Source organism: Pseudomonas ulcerans (genome assembly GCF_036324125.1).
Taxonomy (GTDB): domain Bacteria; phylum Pseudomonadota; class Gammaproteobacteria; order Pseudomonadales; family Pseudomonadaceae; genus Aquipseudomonas; species Aquipseudomonas ulcerans.
In genome coordinates this window covers 18,153-33,152 of sequence record NZ_JAZDQN010000026.1, presented here as the reverse complement: position 1 = coordinate 33,152, position 15,000 = coordinate 18,153, and the positions used below count along the sequence as shown (strand labels likewise).

At 56.0% G+C, this 15,000-nt stretch carries 20 protein-coding genes and 1 pseudogene; 4 read left to right on the top strand and 17 right to left on the bottom strand.

Features of this window, described 5'->3' with window-relative positions; all coding sequences use genetic code 11:
* Positions 1-382: 382 nt before the first annotated feature.
* Positions 383-733, top strand: a complete 351-nt coding sequence (locus tag V0R59_RS20990) for a hypothetical protein (RefSeq protein ID WP_330076363.1) — start codon at positions 383-385, stop codon at positions 731-733.
* 102 nt (positions 734-835) lie between these two features.
* Here the strand turns inward: V0R59_RS20990 and V0R59_RS20985 are convergent.
* A pseudogene (locus V0R59_RS20985) lies at positions 836-1,030 on the bottom strand (cation:proton antiporter); the annotation flags it as partial.
* Positions 1,031-1,189: 159 nt separating this feature from the next.
* Here V0R59_RS20985 and V0R59_RS20980 point away from each other — a divergent pair.
* On the top strand, positions 1,190-1,612 hold the full coding sequence (locus V0R59_RS20980; RefSeq protein WP_330076362.1) for a low affinity iron permease family protein: 423 nt from the start codon (positions 1,190-1,192) through the stop codon (positions 1,610-1,612).
* Between the two features lie 139 nt (positions 1,613-1,751).
* Positions 1,752-2,159, top strand: coding sequence for a response regulator (locus V0R59_RS20975; protein WP_330076414.1), 408 nt, complete (start codon positions 1,752-1,754; stop codon positions 2,157-2,159).
* Positions 2,160-2,163: 4 nt separating this feature from the next.
* Here V0R59_RS20975 and V0R59_RS20970 read toward each other — a convergent pair whose 3' ends face one another.
* The 5 genes from V0R59_RS20970 to V0R59_RS20950 form a co-directional block, all read right to left on the bottom strand.
* Positions 2,164-2,721, bottom strand: coding sequence for a response regulator (locus V0R59_RS20970; protein ID WP_330076361.1), 558 nt, complete (start codon positions 2,719-2,721; stop codon positions 2,164-2,166).
* Between the two features lie 40 nt (positions 2,722-2,761).
* On the bottom strand, positions 2,762-3,205 hold the full coding sequence (locus V0R59_RS20965) for an HhH-GDP family DNA glycosylase (RefSeq protein ID WP_330076360.1): 444 nt from the start codon (positions 3,203-3,205) through the stop codon (positions 2,762-2,764).
* Positions 3,202-3,426 (bottom strand): DUF2188 domain-containing protein, encoded by a 225-nt coding sequence (locus V0R59_RS20960; RefSeq protein ID WP_330076359.1) that lies wholly within the window; start codon positions 3,424-3,426, stop codon positions 3,202-3,204. The genes V0R59_RS20965 and V0R59_RS20960 overlap by 4 nt, the downstream gene beginning before the upstream one ends.
* Positions 3,427-3,440: 14 nt before the next feature.
* Positions 3,441-3,599, bottom strand: coding sequence for a hypothetical protein (locus V0R59_RS20955; protein ID WP_330076358.1), 159 nt, complete (start codon positions 3,597-3,599; stop codon positions 3,441-3,443).
* A gap of 134 nt (positions 3,600-3,733) precedes the next feature.
* On the bottom strand, positions 3,734-4,030 hold the full coding sequence (locus V0R59_RS20950) for a hypothetical protein (RefSeq protein WP_330076357.1): 297 nt from the start codon (positions 4,028-4,030) through the stop codon (positions 3,734-3,736).
* A gap of 890 nt (positions 4,031-4,920) precedes the next feature.
* Here V0R59_RS20950 and V0R59_RS20945 point away from each other — a divergent pair.
* Positions 4,921-5,673, top strand: coding sequence for a hypothetical protein (locus tag V0R59_RS20945; RefSeq protein ID WP_330076356.1), 753 nt, complete (start codon positions 4,921-4,923; stop codon positions 5,671-5,673).
* Positions 5,674-5,934: 261 nt separating this feature from the next.
* On the opposite strand, the gene V0R59_RS20940 is transcribed toward V0R59_RS20945, so the two are convergent.
* The 11 genes from V0R59_RS20940 to V0R59_RS20890 form a co-directional block, all read right to left on the bottom strand.
* Entirely contained in the window at positions 5,935-8,184 is a 2,250-nt protein-coding gene (locus tag V0R59_RS20940; protein WP_330076355.1) for an SNF2-related protein, read from the bottom strand.
* Between the two features lie 97 nt (positions 8,185-8,281).
* The gene (locus V0R59_RS20935) at positions 8,282-9,721 is read right to left on the bottom strand and encodes a DUF6094 domain-containing protein (protein ID WP_330076354.1); all 1,440 of its coding nucleotides are present in this window, start codon (positions 9,719-9,721) and stop codon (positions 8,282-8,284) included.
* A 28-nt stretch (positions 9,722-9,749) separates the two neighbouring features.
* Positions 9,750-10,352 carry a hypothetical protein gene (locus tag V0R59_RS20930; RefSeq protein WP_375547395.1) on the bottom strand — a complete coding sequence of 201 codons (603 nt, stop codon included), beginning with the start codon at positions 10,350-10,352 and terminating at the stop codon, positions 9,750-9,752.
* A 65-nt stretch (positions 10,353-10,417) separates the two neighbouring features.
* Positions 10,418-10,669, bottom strand: a complete 252-nt coding sequence (locus V0R59_RS20925; protein WP_330076353.1) for a hypothetical protein — start codon at positions 10,667-10,669, stop codon at positions 10,418-10,420.
* A 92-nt stretch (positions 10,670-10,761) separates the two neighbouring features.
* A complete protein-coding gene (locus V0R59_RS20920) occupies positions 10,762-11,367 on the bottom strand; it encodes a DUF3275 family protein (protein ID WP_110968437.1) in 606 nt (201 codons plus the stop codon).
* 62 nt (positions 11,368-11,429) lie between these two features.
* Positions 11,430-11,840, bottom strand: a complete 411-nt coding sequence (locus tag V0R59_RS20915) for a DUF5983 family protein (RefSeq protein WP_110968438.1) — start codon at positions 11,838-11,840, stop codon at positions 11,430-11,432.
* 71 nt (positions 11,841-11,911) lie between these two features.
* Positions 11,912-12,232 carry a hypothetical protein gene (locus tag V0R59_RS20910; protein ID WP_330076352.1) on the bottom strand — a complete coding sequence of 107 codons (321 nt, stop codon included), beginning with the start codon at positions 12,230-12,232 and terminating at the stop codon, positions 11,912-11,914.
* Positions 12,233-12,498: 266 nt separating this feature from the next.
* A complete protein-coding gene (locus tag V0R59_RS20905; protein WP_330076351.1) occupies positions 12,499-12,828 on the bottom strand; it encodes a hypothetical protein in 330 nt (109 codons plus the stop codon).
* Positions 12,829-12,972: 144 nt separating this feature from the next.
* Positions 12,973-13,539 carry an STY4534 family ICE replication protein gene (locus V0R59_RS20900; RefSeq protein WP_330076350.1) on the bottom strand — a complete coding sequence of 189 codons (567 nt, stop codon included), beginning with the start codon at positions 13,537-13,539 and terminating at the stop codon, positions 12,973-12,975.
* Positions 13,540-13,862: 323 nt separating this feature from the next.
* A complete protein-coding gene (locus tag V0R59_RS20895; RefSeq protein WP_023629570.1) occupies positions 13,863-13,988 on the bottom strand; it encodes a hypothetical protein in 126 nt (41 codons plus the stop codon).
* A gap of 246 nt (positions 13,989-14,234) precedes the next feature.
* On the bottom strand, positions 14,235-14,585 hold the full coding sequence (locus tag V0R59_RS20890) for a hypothetical protein (protein WP_330076349.1): 351 nt from the start codon (positions 14,583-14,585) through the stop codon (positions 14,235-14,237).
* Positions 14,586-15,000 lie beyond the last annotated feature (415 nt).

Below are 15,000 nucleotides of genomic sequence, written 5' to 3'. Positions count from 1 at the left end.
TGCGCTGAAATTCTGCAGAGCACCATGGCTTTGCGTGGTGTAGCGCCTAACGGTAGTACCGAGGTGAATGGCTTTACTAATTTCCTAGTGATAGCGACACTAAGTACCATCGTCCTAAATCCATTCAAGGTCCCTGTTTCCTCGAATGCGTTGGATTGGCGATAAGTGGTCACTGGTCCGTGAGGTCTTCCTTGCGGGGACGAACTGCCTGCTCACAGCCAAAAACATAGAATCACACCAATAGATTGATTTTTTAAAGTGCATGGCTTCAAATATGTTCAGGGTGGCTTTCTTTATCCTCGGGTGCCTTTTAAGGATCTCAAAGAGTTGCTCTCTAGCCTCTGACATCGTCATAATTATCGAAGTGAATTGGAGTTAGCGTATGGGCCCCATTACTGGAATACTATTCGTTTTTTATGGCGAACATGGCGATAGTCTCTGCCCTTGCTATGCATTGGTAAAGTATACATCCGTCAATGACCCAGGCGTCTCTATGCTCCTAAGTGAGCCCTCGTCACAGCACACTTATGCTCAGTATTTTCTTACTGTCTCGCAGGCCATGCAGCCAACCGCCTGGTTGGCAATTGCCGCGTGGTTTGCAGAAGCCCCTGCGAGAAAACTGACTATGCAGTTCGGCCAGACGCAAGTTCATGCTTATTCGCTACTGGAAGTCGCCGTCCTGCTGGAAGAGCTACTGTCTCAAAATACCACGCGCACCACTAAACGTAATTGAATGTCAACCTCAGTGCCTTTGGAGGTGTTATCTCCCCAATCACATACAAGGACGCGGGCGCAACATATGTGCTTTTTTGGTGCTGCAACCTTTCTCCTGGTTCGTGAGGTGTTCGAGCCAACCACTCGACTTAGAGAGGTCCAACTGTAGCAACCCTAGAGCAGGTGAGCCGAGCGCGATGCCAAGGCCAAGACAAACCACCGAGGTGGTAACCGGTGCCCAGCGAAGATAGGACGATGACAGGGCTAGGACCAAGAGCACTGCGCCCAGCATGGCGAACCAAACGATGGAGGTCATTACCCAAATGCCTTGAACTCAGATGGTGAGCGTTCGAATGGGTGCCGAAGCGGCTCGTTCAGCCTGTCTACAGATGTCACTTGTCTAGCCGACCAAATGTAAAAAAAGATTTCAGGCTCTGACGACGGTCCTACGTTCTAGTACGCCTAGGAGAAAGTCATGAAATTCGCGCAGTTCTGCCAATGGCTCGCCAACCGGTCGGGCAAGCCAAGTACATTTTTGATCGCCGTGGTGCTCATCGGGCTATGGGCTATCTCAGGGCCCTGGTTCCACTACAACGACACCTGGCAGCTCATCATCAACACCTCTACGACGATCGTCACTTTCCTGATGGTGTTTCTGATCCAGAACACGCAGAACAGGGATAACGACATCATCCACGTGAAGCTGGACGAGCTGATTCGCGCCACCCAGTCGGCTCAACGTTCTGTCTTGGATTTGGAAGATATGGACAGCAAAGAGCTTCGAGCGCTGCGCAGGGAATACCGCGCGATGGCTGAAAATTGCGGTGAAGCTGGGGCGCCAGAGTCAAATGCTCCTGACTGTGGAAAGGAGCGCGGAAAAATCGATCAGCAACGGTAGCTTGGAGCGCTTGATTGATTAGGTGAGTCAGAATGAATTTTTCTGGCACAAGCGATGTCGTAATGACATCGCGCACCAAGCCGCCTTGAAGACGGCGACAGGATGTCAGCTTCGACCTGGTGCGCATTACGCGAGCCAGATGATGAAACCCACGATTTCCCCTCCACCGCTTCCCCCCGTGATGCTTGTAGAAGACGAACCTGCGTTAAGAGAAATCCTCACCTTTATGCTCGAGGATCTCGGAGCTGTGGTAACCAGCTTTGCAACGGCAGCTGAAGGCCTCGCCGCTGTAGGTACTCAGGACTGGGCGTTGGTCCTGACGGACGTTAGAACCCCAGGGCCTGTCGATGGGCTTGCTCTTGCAACCACAGCTCGGGCAAGACTGCCGGCCGCTGGGGTCATAGTAATGAGCGGGTTCTATGAAGAGATGGGAAGACCACTGCCGATGGGAGTGTCTTTTCTGCCCAAACCGTGGCCTTCAGAGTCTTTTGACCAACTGGTAATGCCCGTTCTCGAACAGTTCAGCAACCGGATGTACCCAGAGTAGGTGGTTACCGGCTTAAGGCTTGTCCGATGGCGTCAATGAGTTGTTCAAGAGCCCAAGGTTTGAAAAGGAAGATGGTCCGAGGATCGAGCCCACCTGTGTCTAGGTTGAAGCCGGACGTGAAGATACAGGGCAAATCGGGCCACTTCTGTTGGATCATGGAAAGGAACTCCATACCTTTGATGCTACCAGGTAGCCCATGGTCGGCGATGGCCAGAGAGAAGCTACCGTGCTGCTCCAATAACTCGATGAGCGCGTCATCGGCGTTATCGAAAGTTGCGCAGTCACCTCCCAACTCCCGAATGATATCGGACACCAATGTCCTCAACGTCTGATCGTCTTCCAGAACAAGTACCTTCATTCCGGTCAAAGACAGTCCTTTTGTCTCGAATTCCATAAGGCCTCTCGCCTGCAAAAAAGAGAGTTTTACATGATCCTGGGGGGTAATCGACGGTAGCGTATAGCCATCGAGCTGTCTGCTTGCGCCGTCATATTTTTGAACAGAACACCAAAGGAAGATGGTTGCGAAGACGGTCGTCTTCGGTGTGTGGATGCGAGCCTCCACGTCCAGAGATATTCTGAGCGAAGCGGCTTGATAAAATTCCCTACTCGGCGCTATGGGTACGCTCGAGGTAGGGGCGGAACTCTCGCAGAAAAATTTCGAGGGTTTTCGGCCCGATCCCGTCCAGGCTGAGAAGCCAAGTTTCAAATTGACCGGTGTCGGATGCTGTGACGACAGTGGCAAGCTTGGCGTGGAGCTCTGCCTCAAGGCGTAGCCCTAAAGCGTGGAGCCGGCGGGATGTTGATTCGTCATAACGTGCATAGCCCGCCTGGCCCAGCAACTTTACAAGGATCTGGTGCGAGCATCCGGCCAGCTTGCTCGGTGAATCCAAACCATGTCTGTCGACCAGGGTGCGATAGGCCTCTGCTGCGGTGCTGGACCGAATCCTCTTTCCAATCAGAAAGCTGGCCAGCAGCCACTTGTAAACACCGACTTCATAAGCCTCTGAAATGTCGATGCCCAAAGTGGCAGCGGTAACTGTGATCACCCCTTGGTACGCTGCGGGTCAGCGGCACGTGGATACGTCCGTTCTTCCTCGATTGTCCCGTCGGCCTTGTGGATCTTCACCGAGGCGGTTTTCCCGTCGAAGAACTCGGAAAGGTGGCCGACCAATTCAGCCTTCGTAGCAGCGCGCTTGGAAGCACGTTCAGCACCGGCTTTCTTCAGCTCCCAACCATCGGCGGTCGGGCTCACGTGATAATTTTCCACGGCTCATCCTCCTATTAGATTGATTCGCCATCGTCCTGGATGTCTTGCTCGGCTTCAGCTGCATCCGTGGCGTCGGCATCGTTCAACGGCGGAGACGTAGGCTTCTCCGGGTCATTGATGAAAGGGACCTTGCTCGGCCCTTGCTCTTCAGAACCTTCTGTTTTTGGCTGCATGGTGCACCTCCTTTACCCACGTTTGGAGCGCTTCGCCGCGTCTACGTTCAGTTCGATCAGTTGCACCGTCCTTCCAATCCTATGCTGTTGGCAGAGGTGTTCAGTTATCTGGGCCCCGGGGTTCACACAGTTACTCAGCGACCATGTTGCCTCGCAATCGATGTTGAGGCGGCTTGGCCAAGGTGGCGAGCACGAGCAACCCCCCAGTTCATCGCGCGGGTCATTGTCTCGCCGGGGCGCTTGTCGAAACCCTCCTCGGAGAGCGGCTGACCGAGCTCATCGTAAACCCCGACGAAGAGTTGGGTTTCTCCTGTCCGGGCCAAGCGCACCTGTACATCGATCAAACGCCCGTTATCCAATTTCTCACTGTGGGTTCGGTGATGAAGATTAGGATCCGCCCACTGCAAAAAGGCCTTTCCCCGGTGTTTCATTGTCTCTGCCTCCGCTTCGGCTGCTGTGTGTCTTTTGACAAAATAGCGGAGGCACCAGTCTTCTCAAATCCGTCGCCTAATTATGTGACCTGCTTCAGCCGCGAGGAGCGCTCAGTCCTTTGTGAAGGAGTTTTAGGGCTGGGACACTCGCCACTCTCTATCCGGAGCAGGCGACACGTGACCGTCTACGAGGTCTGCTGAACCAATCGTTTTGGATAAACGTCAATCCAGAAACAGACCAAGGGGACTACAGCCTTGTTTAAGGATCCCGTTGCGGACCTGCTGGCACTGCAAGGAAAATGATCTTCTGGTGACCACCGCCGAATCATGTACTGCCAGCTACATGATTTTCCTGCTGGCAACGGGGCCGATTATGTCTGGGGTATTACGAGGCCTCAATAGATTTTGGTGCGCACCCTTACACCAAGTCTGTGATTGGTCATCTGTCTGACTCCGGGCCGGCCGGAGAAGGTCTGCTGGGTTTGAGCTTACTAGCGTGTGCGGGGAAAATAGCTGGCAAGTCAATCACACCTTGTTTGTCTGTGTTGAGGCTGGGCAGGCCATCGCATATTTAATAGCGGCCTTAATCGATAATCACCCTTTAATCTACGAGCGTAGTACAGTATTTCAAGGCTGGGTAGATGCCAAAAATCGGATGGTTGAGGTGCTGACTGGTGAAGCTTGCGATCGCAGTAAGCCAGTCTACTCTTCCGTGAGCCCCCGCTATGACTACATGGAAGAGTTGCTATGCTGAATATAAGTGAGAATGCGTTCAGGGATTATATATTCAATAATCATAAGGAAGATTTTTCCTCGAAAAAAATGGCCCTCATCCGACTCGCGTGGATCTTTTTGGGTGCTCGGATTCTACAGGCATCACTATCATCGAGTTGAAAAAGTCGCAGCAAACCGAACGGCAGGCCTTTACTGAACTCTTAGCCTATGCAAATCATTTCTCCTCGATATTTGCTGGAGTTAACGAGACGGCCATCACCACAGTGTTGGTTGCTCCGATGGAGACCCGAACGGTAAAGGATGCATATGTTCAAGAGCTATTGCTGAACAAGAAGAATATTGTCTCTCTTATTCCTTCTTGTGAGGGCGGTCGCTATCGCCTTAATGTGTTTTACCCTGATGAGAGCTATTATAGATGGTTTGAGAATAATGTGTTCAATGATCACTCCATGACCTGTTTGACTCTGTCATTTCCGTTGATTAAAGGTTGGATAGATTCTGAATACAGTGAGCCTCCGCAGTACGCAAAAGATGCATTGAATCAAATAAGCAAATCTATTGCGCAAGTCTTAGAGTCTAAAGGCTTCCATTCTATAGTTTATGCTTCTCAGAAGTGGAGCGAGATCACGAGTCTATTCCCCTATCCTAATATGATTGTTGTGGCCGCAGTGAGTCCATTTTCCTCGGTGAGAACGTATGTTGAGGATGATGAGATTGGGGGAAGATCTGCGCCCGGGAGGCTGACTGAAATTCAAGCAATTTATAACCAGCTCACCAAAGACGATCAGCGCTTTAACTGGTTTGAGGCGATGGAAAGTAACTATACCGGTCGTTTTATTCGAGCCGTACGCGATCAGCTGGAGTTCTGCCTTCTGAATGATTCGCGATCAATACATGTCGAAATTTGACTGCCGGATTGGTATGGATTTAAGACGAGTATGGTCGATGCGGTATTTACACACAATTTGGAGGCTCATACTACTGGACTTTTGAGGGAGGTTTATACCGAATATATTTGCTATCTTTATGAAACTGGGCAGCAAAAAGTCATGTTTGGTTATCAGATGTTAACTCCGTTTCTCGCAGTGTGGGAGATTTGTCGCGGCTTCGGTTACGAAGCAGAGTAATAGCATTCGGAGAAAAATGGCCACCGATTGGTGGCCCTTTTTTCATGGAGCTATAAGTTGTCTAGCAAGAGCCATTTCAACAGAGTCCTCATCCTGGTTCAGTGAGTCGAGCCCGGATTCCGGCACATCGCCCGAAGTGCTCTGCGCCACTGCGATCTTCTTGGCCATCAGCTGCAGGCAGGTGATCTGCGAGCTGCCGGCGTAGCCGAAGAAGACCACGCGCACCGGGTGTTTCTGCCCGATCCTCCACGAACGCCGCGCGGCTTGCTGTAGGGTGTACACGTTGTACCCCGTTTGCAGGAACGCGATGGTTGGGAAGTCCAGCAGATCCAGCCCGGTCTTAACCAGCTCCGGGTTGGTAAGCAGCACGTCGACATCGCGGTCGACCTGGTCGAGGATCCAGTCCTCGCGCCGAGCCGTTTCAACCGTGGCTCGCAGTACCGCAACGCGCAGACCGGCCTGCTCGAGGACCTTCTTCAACCTGGACGTGGTGTCGCGCGTCCCGCTGTAGACGGTATATGCAAGTACCTTGCGGCCTTTTGCTTTCTCCTCGAGGCACAGGTTCAGCAGCGCCTGCTCCTTGGGCATCAGTTCATCGTCACCGAAGAGCGCCGGCACAAAGGCTAGCGTGTCTCGGGTGCGAGGATGTTTGACCATCTCCGATCGGAAGCAGCAATCCGGCCAGGCCAACAGCACATTGAGCACCACTCCCAGAAGGGTGGTGTCTCTCCGGGCCAGAGCCCGGCGGAGTTCAGCTGTCAACGTGGCCGCCAAGCGCAGGTAGGCCGAGGCCTGCTCCGGCGCCATGGGCACGTCGATGAACTCCTCCTGGTAGCTGGGCAGCACATTGCCACCGATATCCTTGAGCTTCAGGAACACGGTGAATGGCAGCACGAACCGGTGGATGCCTTTAGGGCCGAAGCCTGGGGCTTTCACGGTGCGTACTGACAGCTTCTTGCCCTTGGCGGTCTTGTGCGAATCGCCATCGCGCTCGGTGTAGATGTCCTTGAGCACGCCGTGATCGCGCATGAACGACATGGCTGCAGGAGCCATACTGCCGCGTGCGTTGGGTCGGTAGCCGTCCTCGATCATGCGCTGGGTGAGGATGCGGAACAGAAGGTAGAACAGGTCGTCGGCGTAACCACCCATCAAGGTGCCGGTGAGAAGCACGGTTTTACGCGCCTTCGCGGCCAATACCCCCATGGCCTGGCCCTGGGCCGAACCGCTGTTCTTGTACTCATGCCCCTCGTCGACCACCAGCAGGTCGAAGAAGCCATCGGGTAGGTAGCGCTTGATGAACTCTGTCGGCTGATAGCCGCCTTCGCCGAATCCGAACTCGATGTTGGCCATCGCCCGTTCCATGCGCTTGGCCTGGCGATCGCTGAAGACGAAGTTGCCTTTCGCGTCCATCAGGTTGATGAACTCTGAAACGTTGTCGACCAGCATCGAGGCCAGGAAGTCCTCGCCGAAGTCGTTCAGCAGCCGTTCCGCCCGGACCGGGCCGATCGTCGGTATCCGGCACATCGACTTCAGGATTGTCGAGCGCCGGTCCCCACCATCGGCTTTACCTGGGCGCATAAGCGTCCAGAGGGCAGCGTTGCAGGCAGTGCAGTTGCGACGGCGATCACCGCGCTCGAATTCATCCACGGTGACCAGGTTGCCTTCCAGGTCCTCGAGGACCTGGCCACAATCTGGACATGCCGCCAGCAGCTGGCCACCTGCAGTACGCCGCTTCCAGCAGGCGAGCCGCCAGTGGAAACCCATCCGCATCCTGACGCGGCCGAGAATGAAAAACTCCGGTCGGCCATCGTAGGCTTGCCCCGACTGGTCACGCAGCTTGAGCAGTTTGACCAGCGTGTCCGGGCCGTTGAGCACCCAGACGCGGGCGCCTGGTGTGGTTTCCAGGATCTCGCGCCGCCACTTGTAGACCAGGTGGGGCGGCGAGATGACGAGGGTTCGACGGTAGCCGGCCGCGTGGAGCACGGCAGCGACTGCGATGGCCATCATCGTCTTCCCGGTCCCCATCTCGGCGTTGATGATCGCAGCTTGCTCGTTGCGATCGAGCAGAAGCGCGGTGATGGCTTGAACAACCTCAGCTTGCGCCACGAATGGCGTGCGCTTGAGACTTGCCATCACGGCCTGCCGCTGTTCGTTAATGCTGCCGGTATAAACCGGAGGGTTGGAGCGGTTGAGCGACTCCAGGAGCTCGTCGCCGAACTCGTCGATGAAATCGGTCAGGTTGATGTTCAGTGGTGAGTTGGCCGAGGCGGCTACTTGGGTCAGTGCGTTCATGTGCATCTCCTGCAGGGAAAGCAGGGCATGCCCAAACCCCGACGGGTATAGGCATACCCTGTGGGTCGGTGTGGGGTTGTCGCCGTTGCGGCGCTGGTCAGTAGTCGCTGGGAAGCAGCAGGGTGGTGGAGCTGCGGTCGGCTTCGGTGATGATCCAGAGCCTGGACTCGTCGCCGGCGTCGATGTCGTAGCCTGAGAACAAACGGTCTCCGTGGGTAAGCGCAAGCTGATTGGAGGCTCGATCGTCATCGCATAGCTCACCCCAGTCGCCAGCAAGATGGCGTTTCAGCGAGGGAGTAGGGTTGAGCTGCCCGGTTTCGACCAGATGGCTGACAGCGGCGGTCATCATGATCTGCCCCGGGTTGAACAGCGGCGTTGCAACTGACTCAACAGTTGCAGGCGCCTCGTCGTTGCTCGCCGGTGAGGAACTGATGATCAGCACCTGGCCGTGGTTCACCGAGGAAGGTGTCATTTCCCAAGCGCGGATGATCGGAATGAACCGGTCGGTGAGGATCCTGACTTCTGAGACGTTGCCTTTCTCGTCCTCGGTGAATTCGGTCTTGCGCACCTTGTCCTTGTAGGTATCACCCTTCACGACCAAGACGCGCCCCGACTTCGAACGTACAACACCGGAGATTGCGCCGGCGGCCAGGGCCAGTGCGAGGTGCCAGCGGGAAAGCTCGCGGACAGGGGCCCGGGGTTGAAGGCCGACTTGCCCGAAGTGCAAGTTGAAGTCGGGCCAGAGGCCTCGCAGCCGCAGAATCTCGGAGGCGAATTGCTCCGGCTCCAGGGTAATGCGATAGAAGTGCTCAAGCTCGCTGGCAACTGACGGAATGAGGTACGGCTCCCATGGCCAGGTGGCAGGGACCTCCTCGGGCAGTTGCTGCCCAGCGCCGATCGCCTGCAGGCGGGACCTCACCTGGTTGGTGGTGGCCCGAGCCAGGTCTTGCCGGCGTACGCGAATGCCGAAGATCACCACCTGTTTGAAGGTGGGGTCTGCAGCAGCGTATACACGCAGTTCGGCGAAGTGGTTGCTCAGCCATCCTGTGAACTCGTCGTCCAGCACGTAGTGAGGAACGATGAGCACCATGACGCCGCCGTACTGCAGAAGCGGGAGGCAGCGTTGATAAAAGGCTTTCTCCAAGCGCCGGCGGCCGCTGCCTTGGTACTGTGATGCACCGGAGTGATCCGCGACCAGGTCACCGTAGGGTGGGTTGAGCCAGAGCAAGCCGAACGACTGACGGCTGATCAAGGTGTCGAAGAGGTCACTGTGTAGCACCCGGTCGAGCAGACCTCGCGCGTGAACCGCGCGTTCGCGATCGTACTCGACCGCGAACGCTTGGACCTGGTCGCGGCCCAGGAAGTGAGCTGCTTCAGCAAGGGCAACACCCTCACCGGCACAAGGGTCGCAGATCCTCATCCTGCCCGAAGTGGCGGGAGTGAGTGCCTGCAGCGTGCGTTCAAGAGTGATTTCATCGGTGGGGTAGTAGCCGTTGCGGGCAAAGTTGCGCGCCAGGCGCGGAAACATGAGGGCCATAGGGCATCCTTTGAATTGGTGAATGAGCTCAGGCAGGCGCCTGAGCTTCAGTGGTGAGTACGCCCTGGCGAATCAGCTCTCCGAGAGCAGGCTCAAGTACCTCGAGCTTCATGGCGAGTCGCCAGGCGCAGACATCGCCGAACGCTCCAGAGAGGGCGATCAGCATCTGGTGCTGGGTGAGGACTTCCATCACAGGCTCGCGCCAGTGGGAGAGAAGGGGAAGCGGGCAGGTCTCGATCACCAGCGGCCAGAGCCGATGGTGTGGGGCTTCATTACGCTTCAGTAGGGCGAAGGCGAAGTGATTGGCTTGGTCGGGCACCGAGGCGCGTCGATCGAACAGCCAGAGGTGCAACATGCTGCCGAACAAAGTCCCGCGGAATTGCCGTGTTGTGCGCTTTTCCAGCTGGTCCTGGTTGGGGAAAACGGGGATGCTCCGCCCGTCGACGAGAATGTGAAACTGCTCGAGGCCGTTATCTTCCCGGCCAAGCGTGAGCCTGGCCAGAAACTCCTGCAGGGCAGTGTCACGACCCCAGGCCGACATGAACACCAGGTTGCGCTGCTCGTCGCACACGCAGGCGTCGACGTACAGGTCTGGGCATTCCTCGATCTGGAACAGGGGGGATGGGTGCATGATGGCCTCCATTGTGGAGGCGTCCGTCCCAGAGGGCGGAAACGCCCCCCGGGATGGTCTGGTGGTTAATTGAAGGTCCTGGTGAGCTGATCGAAAGCCACACTGTGTTGGTGCAGCGGGCCGTGACCCTCTAGGAATATTTGGATCCGGTACTGGTCGCGGAGACGTATAGCAGCCTCAGCCTGGTCTAGGGTGAGGTCCAACTCTTCGATGAAGAAGTCGACGAGCTCCTCGTCAGTCGACACCTCGTTGTTGGACAGCTGGTCCTCAATGTTGGCGAGGATTTGTTTGCTCAAGTTGCTGAACATAGCGTTCATGATGGTGCTCCAGGTAGATAAATGGAGCCCCTGAGGAGGCCCCTCAGGGTGTGTGGTTCAGGTTGACTGCGGCAGTGGTCTGACAGGCCGCTTTAAGGGGAAGCCCTGGTCCAGGTTTGAGTTTTGAAGTCCATGGTAAAACCGAGCTGGTCCAGCCGCGTGCACTGGGCGCGCAGCCGTTGTCGGTCTACGGTGGTGTCGAGCCTCACGGTTTCGCTCAATGGCCACACCGTGCCAAATAGCTCGGCATCGATGTCGTTCGTGATCGGAGACACCGGTGGGGTCATCCCGAAGGGCTCATCCGAGGCGAGGGCATCAGTTTGGGGCTGTCGCGCCGGCGCACTTGGAGCCCGACGTGACGGTATCGGTGTGGGTGGTGGCCCGTCCTCTTCAAGAGGGTCAGGGACGTTGGTTGGCAGGTGTTCTTCGTCCTCGCGACTGAGACCTGTGACATCCTCCAGGGTCATGCCCTCGAGTTCAGCCCTGATCTCAACAACGAGTCGACCGCCGTGTGAGTAATACGATGGGCGAATCTGCTTGATCGCGAAGTCACCTCGGTATTTACCCTCTTGGTATTGATCCAGAAGAGCATCCTTGATGGTGAACTCACCGATCGAGGTACTGAGGCGGCCGACGTTGAAGAGCCCGAGTCGGCCGGAGATGGTGCGGATGGCCAACTGGCCGGTGATTGAGATCATGTGTGCTCCCCGTAAAGCATGGGGAACTCCCTGCGGGCGTTCCCCGCGAGGGTGGAAGGTGTTCAGCAGTCGAACAGCGGCAGACCGTCGAGAACGTTACCGTTGGGGTCGATGACCAGGAACCTCACTTCAGCCTCAGCGGCAAGAGTGAGCACTCGGATGGTCTGCTCGCTGAAGCCCTCGGCGGCTTGCAGCGCTTGAAGTGTCGATAGGTCGTACCCCCAGTACTGTCCCAGATGTTGGTCGGTCCAGGGCGTACTGAGAAGTTTGAAGCCGATGGCATCACTGTCGGGCAGTACAAAGCACTCGAACTGAAGGAGAGCTGTATCAGCAGTTTCAACGAATGCCTGCAGCTCCTCCCAGTCCTCCTCGGGCAAGTGCGCAGATGCGATCTCGAACGCGTGGCTGCAGCAGGGATGAGTTACAGGGTGATCACCAGCAGAGATGTGGAAGGGGTTGGGTGATTGTGCCATGTGGCGTGCTTCTGGTTGAGAGGAAGCCACCCCAGAGGGTGACCCCTCTGGGTGAGTAAAAAATGGCTGTGTCAGGCAGGGGCTGCAGCGGGCTGCAGCTTGATCTGGATGTAGGATGGCTCGTCCTCGGGGGCCACGATTTGCAACATGAGGGTGACCCAGTCACGGTCACAGCCGGTGTGGCGCTTCGTGTACACACCGAAGGACAGAGCATTCGCCTGAGGCTGCTGCTTGAGCTCTTGCCACGCAGTTTGGACGACAGTGGCGAGGCGTTGGCTCATTTCGGCTACCCGGTCCGGGTTTTCGAGATAGACCGCACGCATCCACGCAGCGTTGTCCAGGACAACCGGAAGGGTGAGGTATGGCTCGGACGATGCGGATGGTATGGACATCAGAGGTCTCCAGAATGAGCGAGGCCTCGGTCCGCGAGGGATGAGATCCCCGCGGGTAGGTAAAGTAGAAGGCACTCCATCACTGAGTGATGTGATCGCGCTACCGAGTGCTCGGCGATCTTGGGTGGGTTGGCGCAATGCGCTGGAGCCTTAAACCCTGGCTCCGGGAGGCACTGTCAACGACAGTGAGCTAAATCTGTCCCCGTCTAGACGGGGAACTTACGGTTATATTGGAAGCCCGGAAGAAAAGTCTCTCCGTGCGATTTTCAATGAGGCATGAAGTCATCATCTACATAGCTCAATTCGAGCTCATTCATTAAGCTCTTGTACTTCCTGAGAAGCCCAAGTTCTTCAAGTATCGGTTGATGCTTCGGGCGGTAGTTGTGAAGGTGATCCGAGCCTGCAAGCTCCCATAAGGCTATCTCCCACTCACTGTCCCTATCAAAGAGATTGAGCGGTGTTTCTGCAGAGCCAGTATAGGGGGGTATTGCTGTTGAAAAATCGAGTTCAATCTTATCGAGAACCCGCTCATGCGCGTAGAGAACACCAATCTTGATGATTAGAGATAGTCTTTCAGGATAAGTATTAGTGTGCATTTTTTAGCTCCAAGGGAGGTGAGGAATACGCCTCCCCTAGGAGATCGGCGTCCCCTAGTGGGTTGGAATCAGGTGGTGTGATCAGTTGATCGGCACGATCGTGGGCAGAAAGTAAAGGCGCTGAAATCAGCGCCTTGATAGGGGTTACGCGGCCTCGTTGACCTCTTGGGAACGATCACTGCCGAAGACTGGGGGAAGCTGTTCACCGAGCTGCTCGGCGCCTGGCTGACCTTGGTCTACGGGTTGGTCCTGGTCGCCCGGACGGTCCGTATCATCAGAGTGGTCTTCATTGCCAACGGGCGGGTTGGTGAATTTTGGCTTCGCTTCGTAAACCAGCTTGCCGTCAACTTTGATCCAGCCGATGAAGAGCAAACGGCCTTTGAGGCTTGCGCCGGCCTGACCCTTCTTGTCGCCTTTATCGTAGGTGAAAGCATCAGCCCAGATGTCGCCGATTCGGAAGGAGACGAGCACCTTCTTTTTGGCTTCAACGGCCTCCTGGCAGCGTTTGATCAGCGATTCTGCCTCGGCACCGACAACATTGCAGTCGATGTAGGAGTACTCGGCTTTATCAGCCGAGCCGTGCAAGGCTGCAACGGTGACACAGGTGAAGGGCTTGCCCTTGCGGGGACTGACTTCACGGATACGGTTGAGGTAGCCGATGCCAGTGGTGTGCAGGTCGAAGAATTTGGCTTCGTTGGATTGGTTGCTCATGGTGATTCTCCAGTTTCAATAGCGAAAGCGGAGAAACACTTTGCCCATGGGGGAAGTATTCCCCGCATGGGTTGGGATGTAGCAAGTTGGGTGGGCTTCCATCAATCGAGAGATTGATCAATCGCGCTTCCGGAAGCTTGGCGATTTTGGGGAGATCAACACCGTAGTGGGTGTAGCGGTCTTTCAGATCATAACCGCTCGGGCTTGGGTTACTGACGACGTCAGCAGCTCACAGTCACAAGGATGGAAACGGAGAAACACATTGTCAAGCCCTGAAAGAAAAAAAACCTCCTGGTGGAGGGTTAAGTTGGGAAAATAGATGATCAATGTGCTCGAAGAATCTTCTGGCACCGGCGTTTGATGTTAGGCCAATCGGCCCAAACTGCCATGCCGACGCAGATGACGAGCAGGGCGGTGAACATGAGGATGCCGAATGTGGTTTGGCTCATGTCATTCCTCCGGGGTGAGGTAGATGCCTGTTATCCAGATTACAACACCACGAGGGCGAAAGCGGTTAGGAGACGGCTAGTGCTGAGGAAGATACCTACGAGGGCGGCGGCAACGGCCGTCGTTCCGATCTTGCGAAGGTCGTCTGCCACTGCCGCACGTTTTTTTGAAACCATGGCGTTCCTTTGATCGCCAGGCCCTCACCTTGCCAGGTAGGGAGCCTGGCACTGGTTGAGGTTGGAGGGGAGTTAGATCGCAACTGGAGCTATGAGATCGTTCAACGGGCCCATACGCAGCTCTGATGCGTTGGATTTGCTCGGCTTGCGCTGACGGGGCCGGCGCTTGGTCGGTGGTACCGCTTTGGTGTTGATTTCGTACCACTGGTTCAGATCAACGCCGCGGCGTGAAAGGGTTGGAATGCGGCAAAGCTCATCCCAGTCGTTGCGGGTGGGCGTTATGCTCGCGAATTGAACGACAGGCCGGGCGTGGGCTGGGACGACTGGGGCTGGACGTTTCATGGCGCGCAGGAACTCACGGGTGAGAGTGCCGAGCGCGTAGCCAAAACGGAAGCCGATCGAGGGTGTGGACATTGCGGTCATGGTGTTTCTCCTGCGGTTTAAAAATGCGGAGAAAACACTGACCCTGACGGGGAAATGTATTCCCCGCTGGGTTTGCGGAATGAGCTTCTATCGACGGAGGTCGACCGGTCGTGCTACCAGAAGCTAAACGACCTTGGGCTGTTGGACCACACAGACTTCGTGCTGCAGCATTACGGATCCGAGCTGCATGGGACATGTTGCTGACGACGTCAGCAGATCACCGCTTAATAATCGGAGCGGGGATGGATTGTGTCAAGCGGAGGGGGCGGAAAGGGGGGAGAGAGAGGGAGAAGGCCGGCTGGATCAGCCCTTGGAGGTGATCCAGCCGTATTTGAAAAAAAGTTGAAGAAGCCACCTGTGTCGAAATCGTCGATCCCTGGGCATTGATCGTCTCGATTCTCATCACCTGGCCATT

Bases quoted from the DNA above. Each gene is read 5' to 3' on its own strand.
- V0R59_RS20925 (WP_330076353.1), bottom strand. From the start codon at position 10,669: ATGAACGCTATGTTCAGCAACTTGAGCAAACAAATCCTCGCCAACATT.
- V0R59_RS20955 (WP_330076358.1), bottom strand. From the start codon at position 3,599: ATGCAGCCAAAAACAGAAGGTTCTGAAGAGCAAGGGCCGAGCAAGGTC.
- V0R59_RS20930 (WP_375547395.1), bottom strand. From the start codon at position 10,352: ATGCACCCATCCCCCCTGTTCCAGATCGAGGAATGCCCAGACCTGTAC.
- V0R59_RS20895 (WP_023629570.1), bottom strand. From the start codon at position 13,988: ATGAGCCAAACCACATTCGGCATCCTCATGTTCACCGCCCTGCTCGTC.
- V0R59_RS20975 (WP_330076414.1), top strand. From the start codon at position 1,752: ATGATGAAACCCACGATTTCCCCTCCACCGCTTCCCCCCGTGATGCTT.
- V0R59_RS20900 (WP_330076350.1), bottom strand. From the start codon at position 13,539: ATGAGCAACCAATCCAACGAAGCCAAATTCTTCGACCTGCACACCACT.
- V0R59_RS20920 (WP_110968437.1), bottom strand. From the start codon at position 11,367: ATGATCTCAATCACCGGCCAGTTGGCCATCCGCACCATCTCCGGCCGA.
- V0R59_RS20935 (WP_330076354.1), bottom strand. From the start codon at position 9,721: ATGGCCCTCATGTTTCCGCGCCTGGCGCGCAACTTTGCCCGCAACGGC.
- V0R59_RS20950 (WP_330076357.1), bottom strand. From the start codon at position 4,030: ATGAAACACCGGGGAAAGGCCTTTTTGCAGTGGGCGGATCCTAATCTT.
- V0R59_RS20940 (WP_330076355.1), bottom strand. From the start codon at position 8,184: ATGAACGCACTGACCCAAGTAGCCGCCTCGGCCAACTCACCACTGAAC.
- V0R59_RS20905 (WP_330076351.1), bottom strand. From the start codon at position 12,828: ATGCACACTAATACTTATCCTGAAAGACTATCTCTAATCATCAAGATT.
- V0R59_RS20910 (WP_330076352.1), bottom strand. From the start codon at position 12,232: ATGTCCATACCATCCGCATCGTCCGAGCCATACCTCACCCTTCCGGTT.
- V0R59_RS20915 (WP_110968438.1), bottom strand. From the start codon at position 11,840: ATGGCACAATCACCCAACCCCTTCCACATCTCTGCTGGTGATCACCCT.
- V0R59_RS20980 (WP_330076362.1), top strand. From the start codon at position 1,190: ATGAAATTCGCGCAGTTCTGCCAATGGCTCGCCAACCGGTCGGGCAAG.
- V0R59_RS20990 (WP_330076363.1), top strand. From the start codon at position 383: ATGGGCCCCATTACTGGAATACTATTCGTTTTTTATGGCGAACATGGC.
- V0R59_RS20890 (WP_330076349.1), bottom strand. From the start codon at position 14,585: ATGACCGCAATGTCCACACCCTCGATCGGCTTCCGTTTTGGCTACGCG.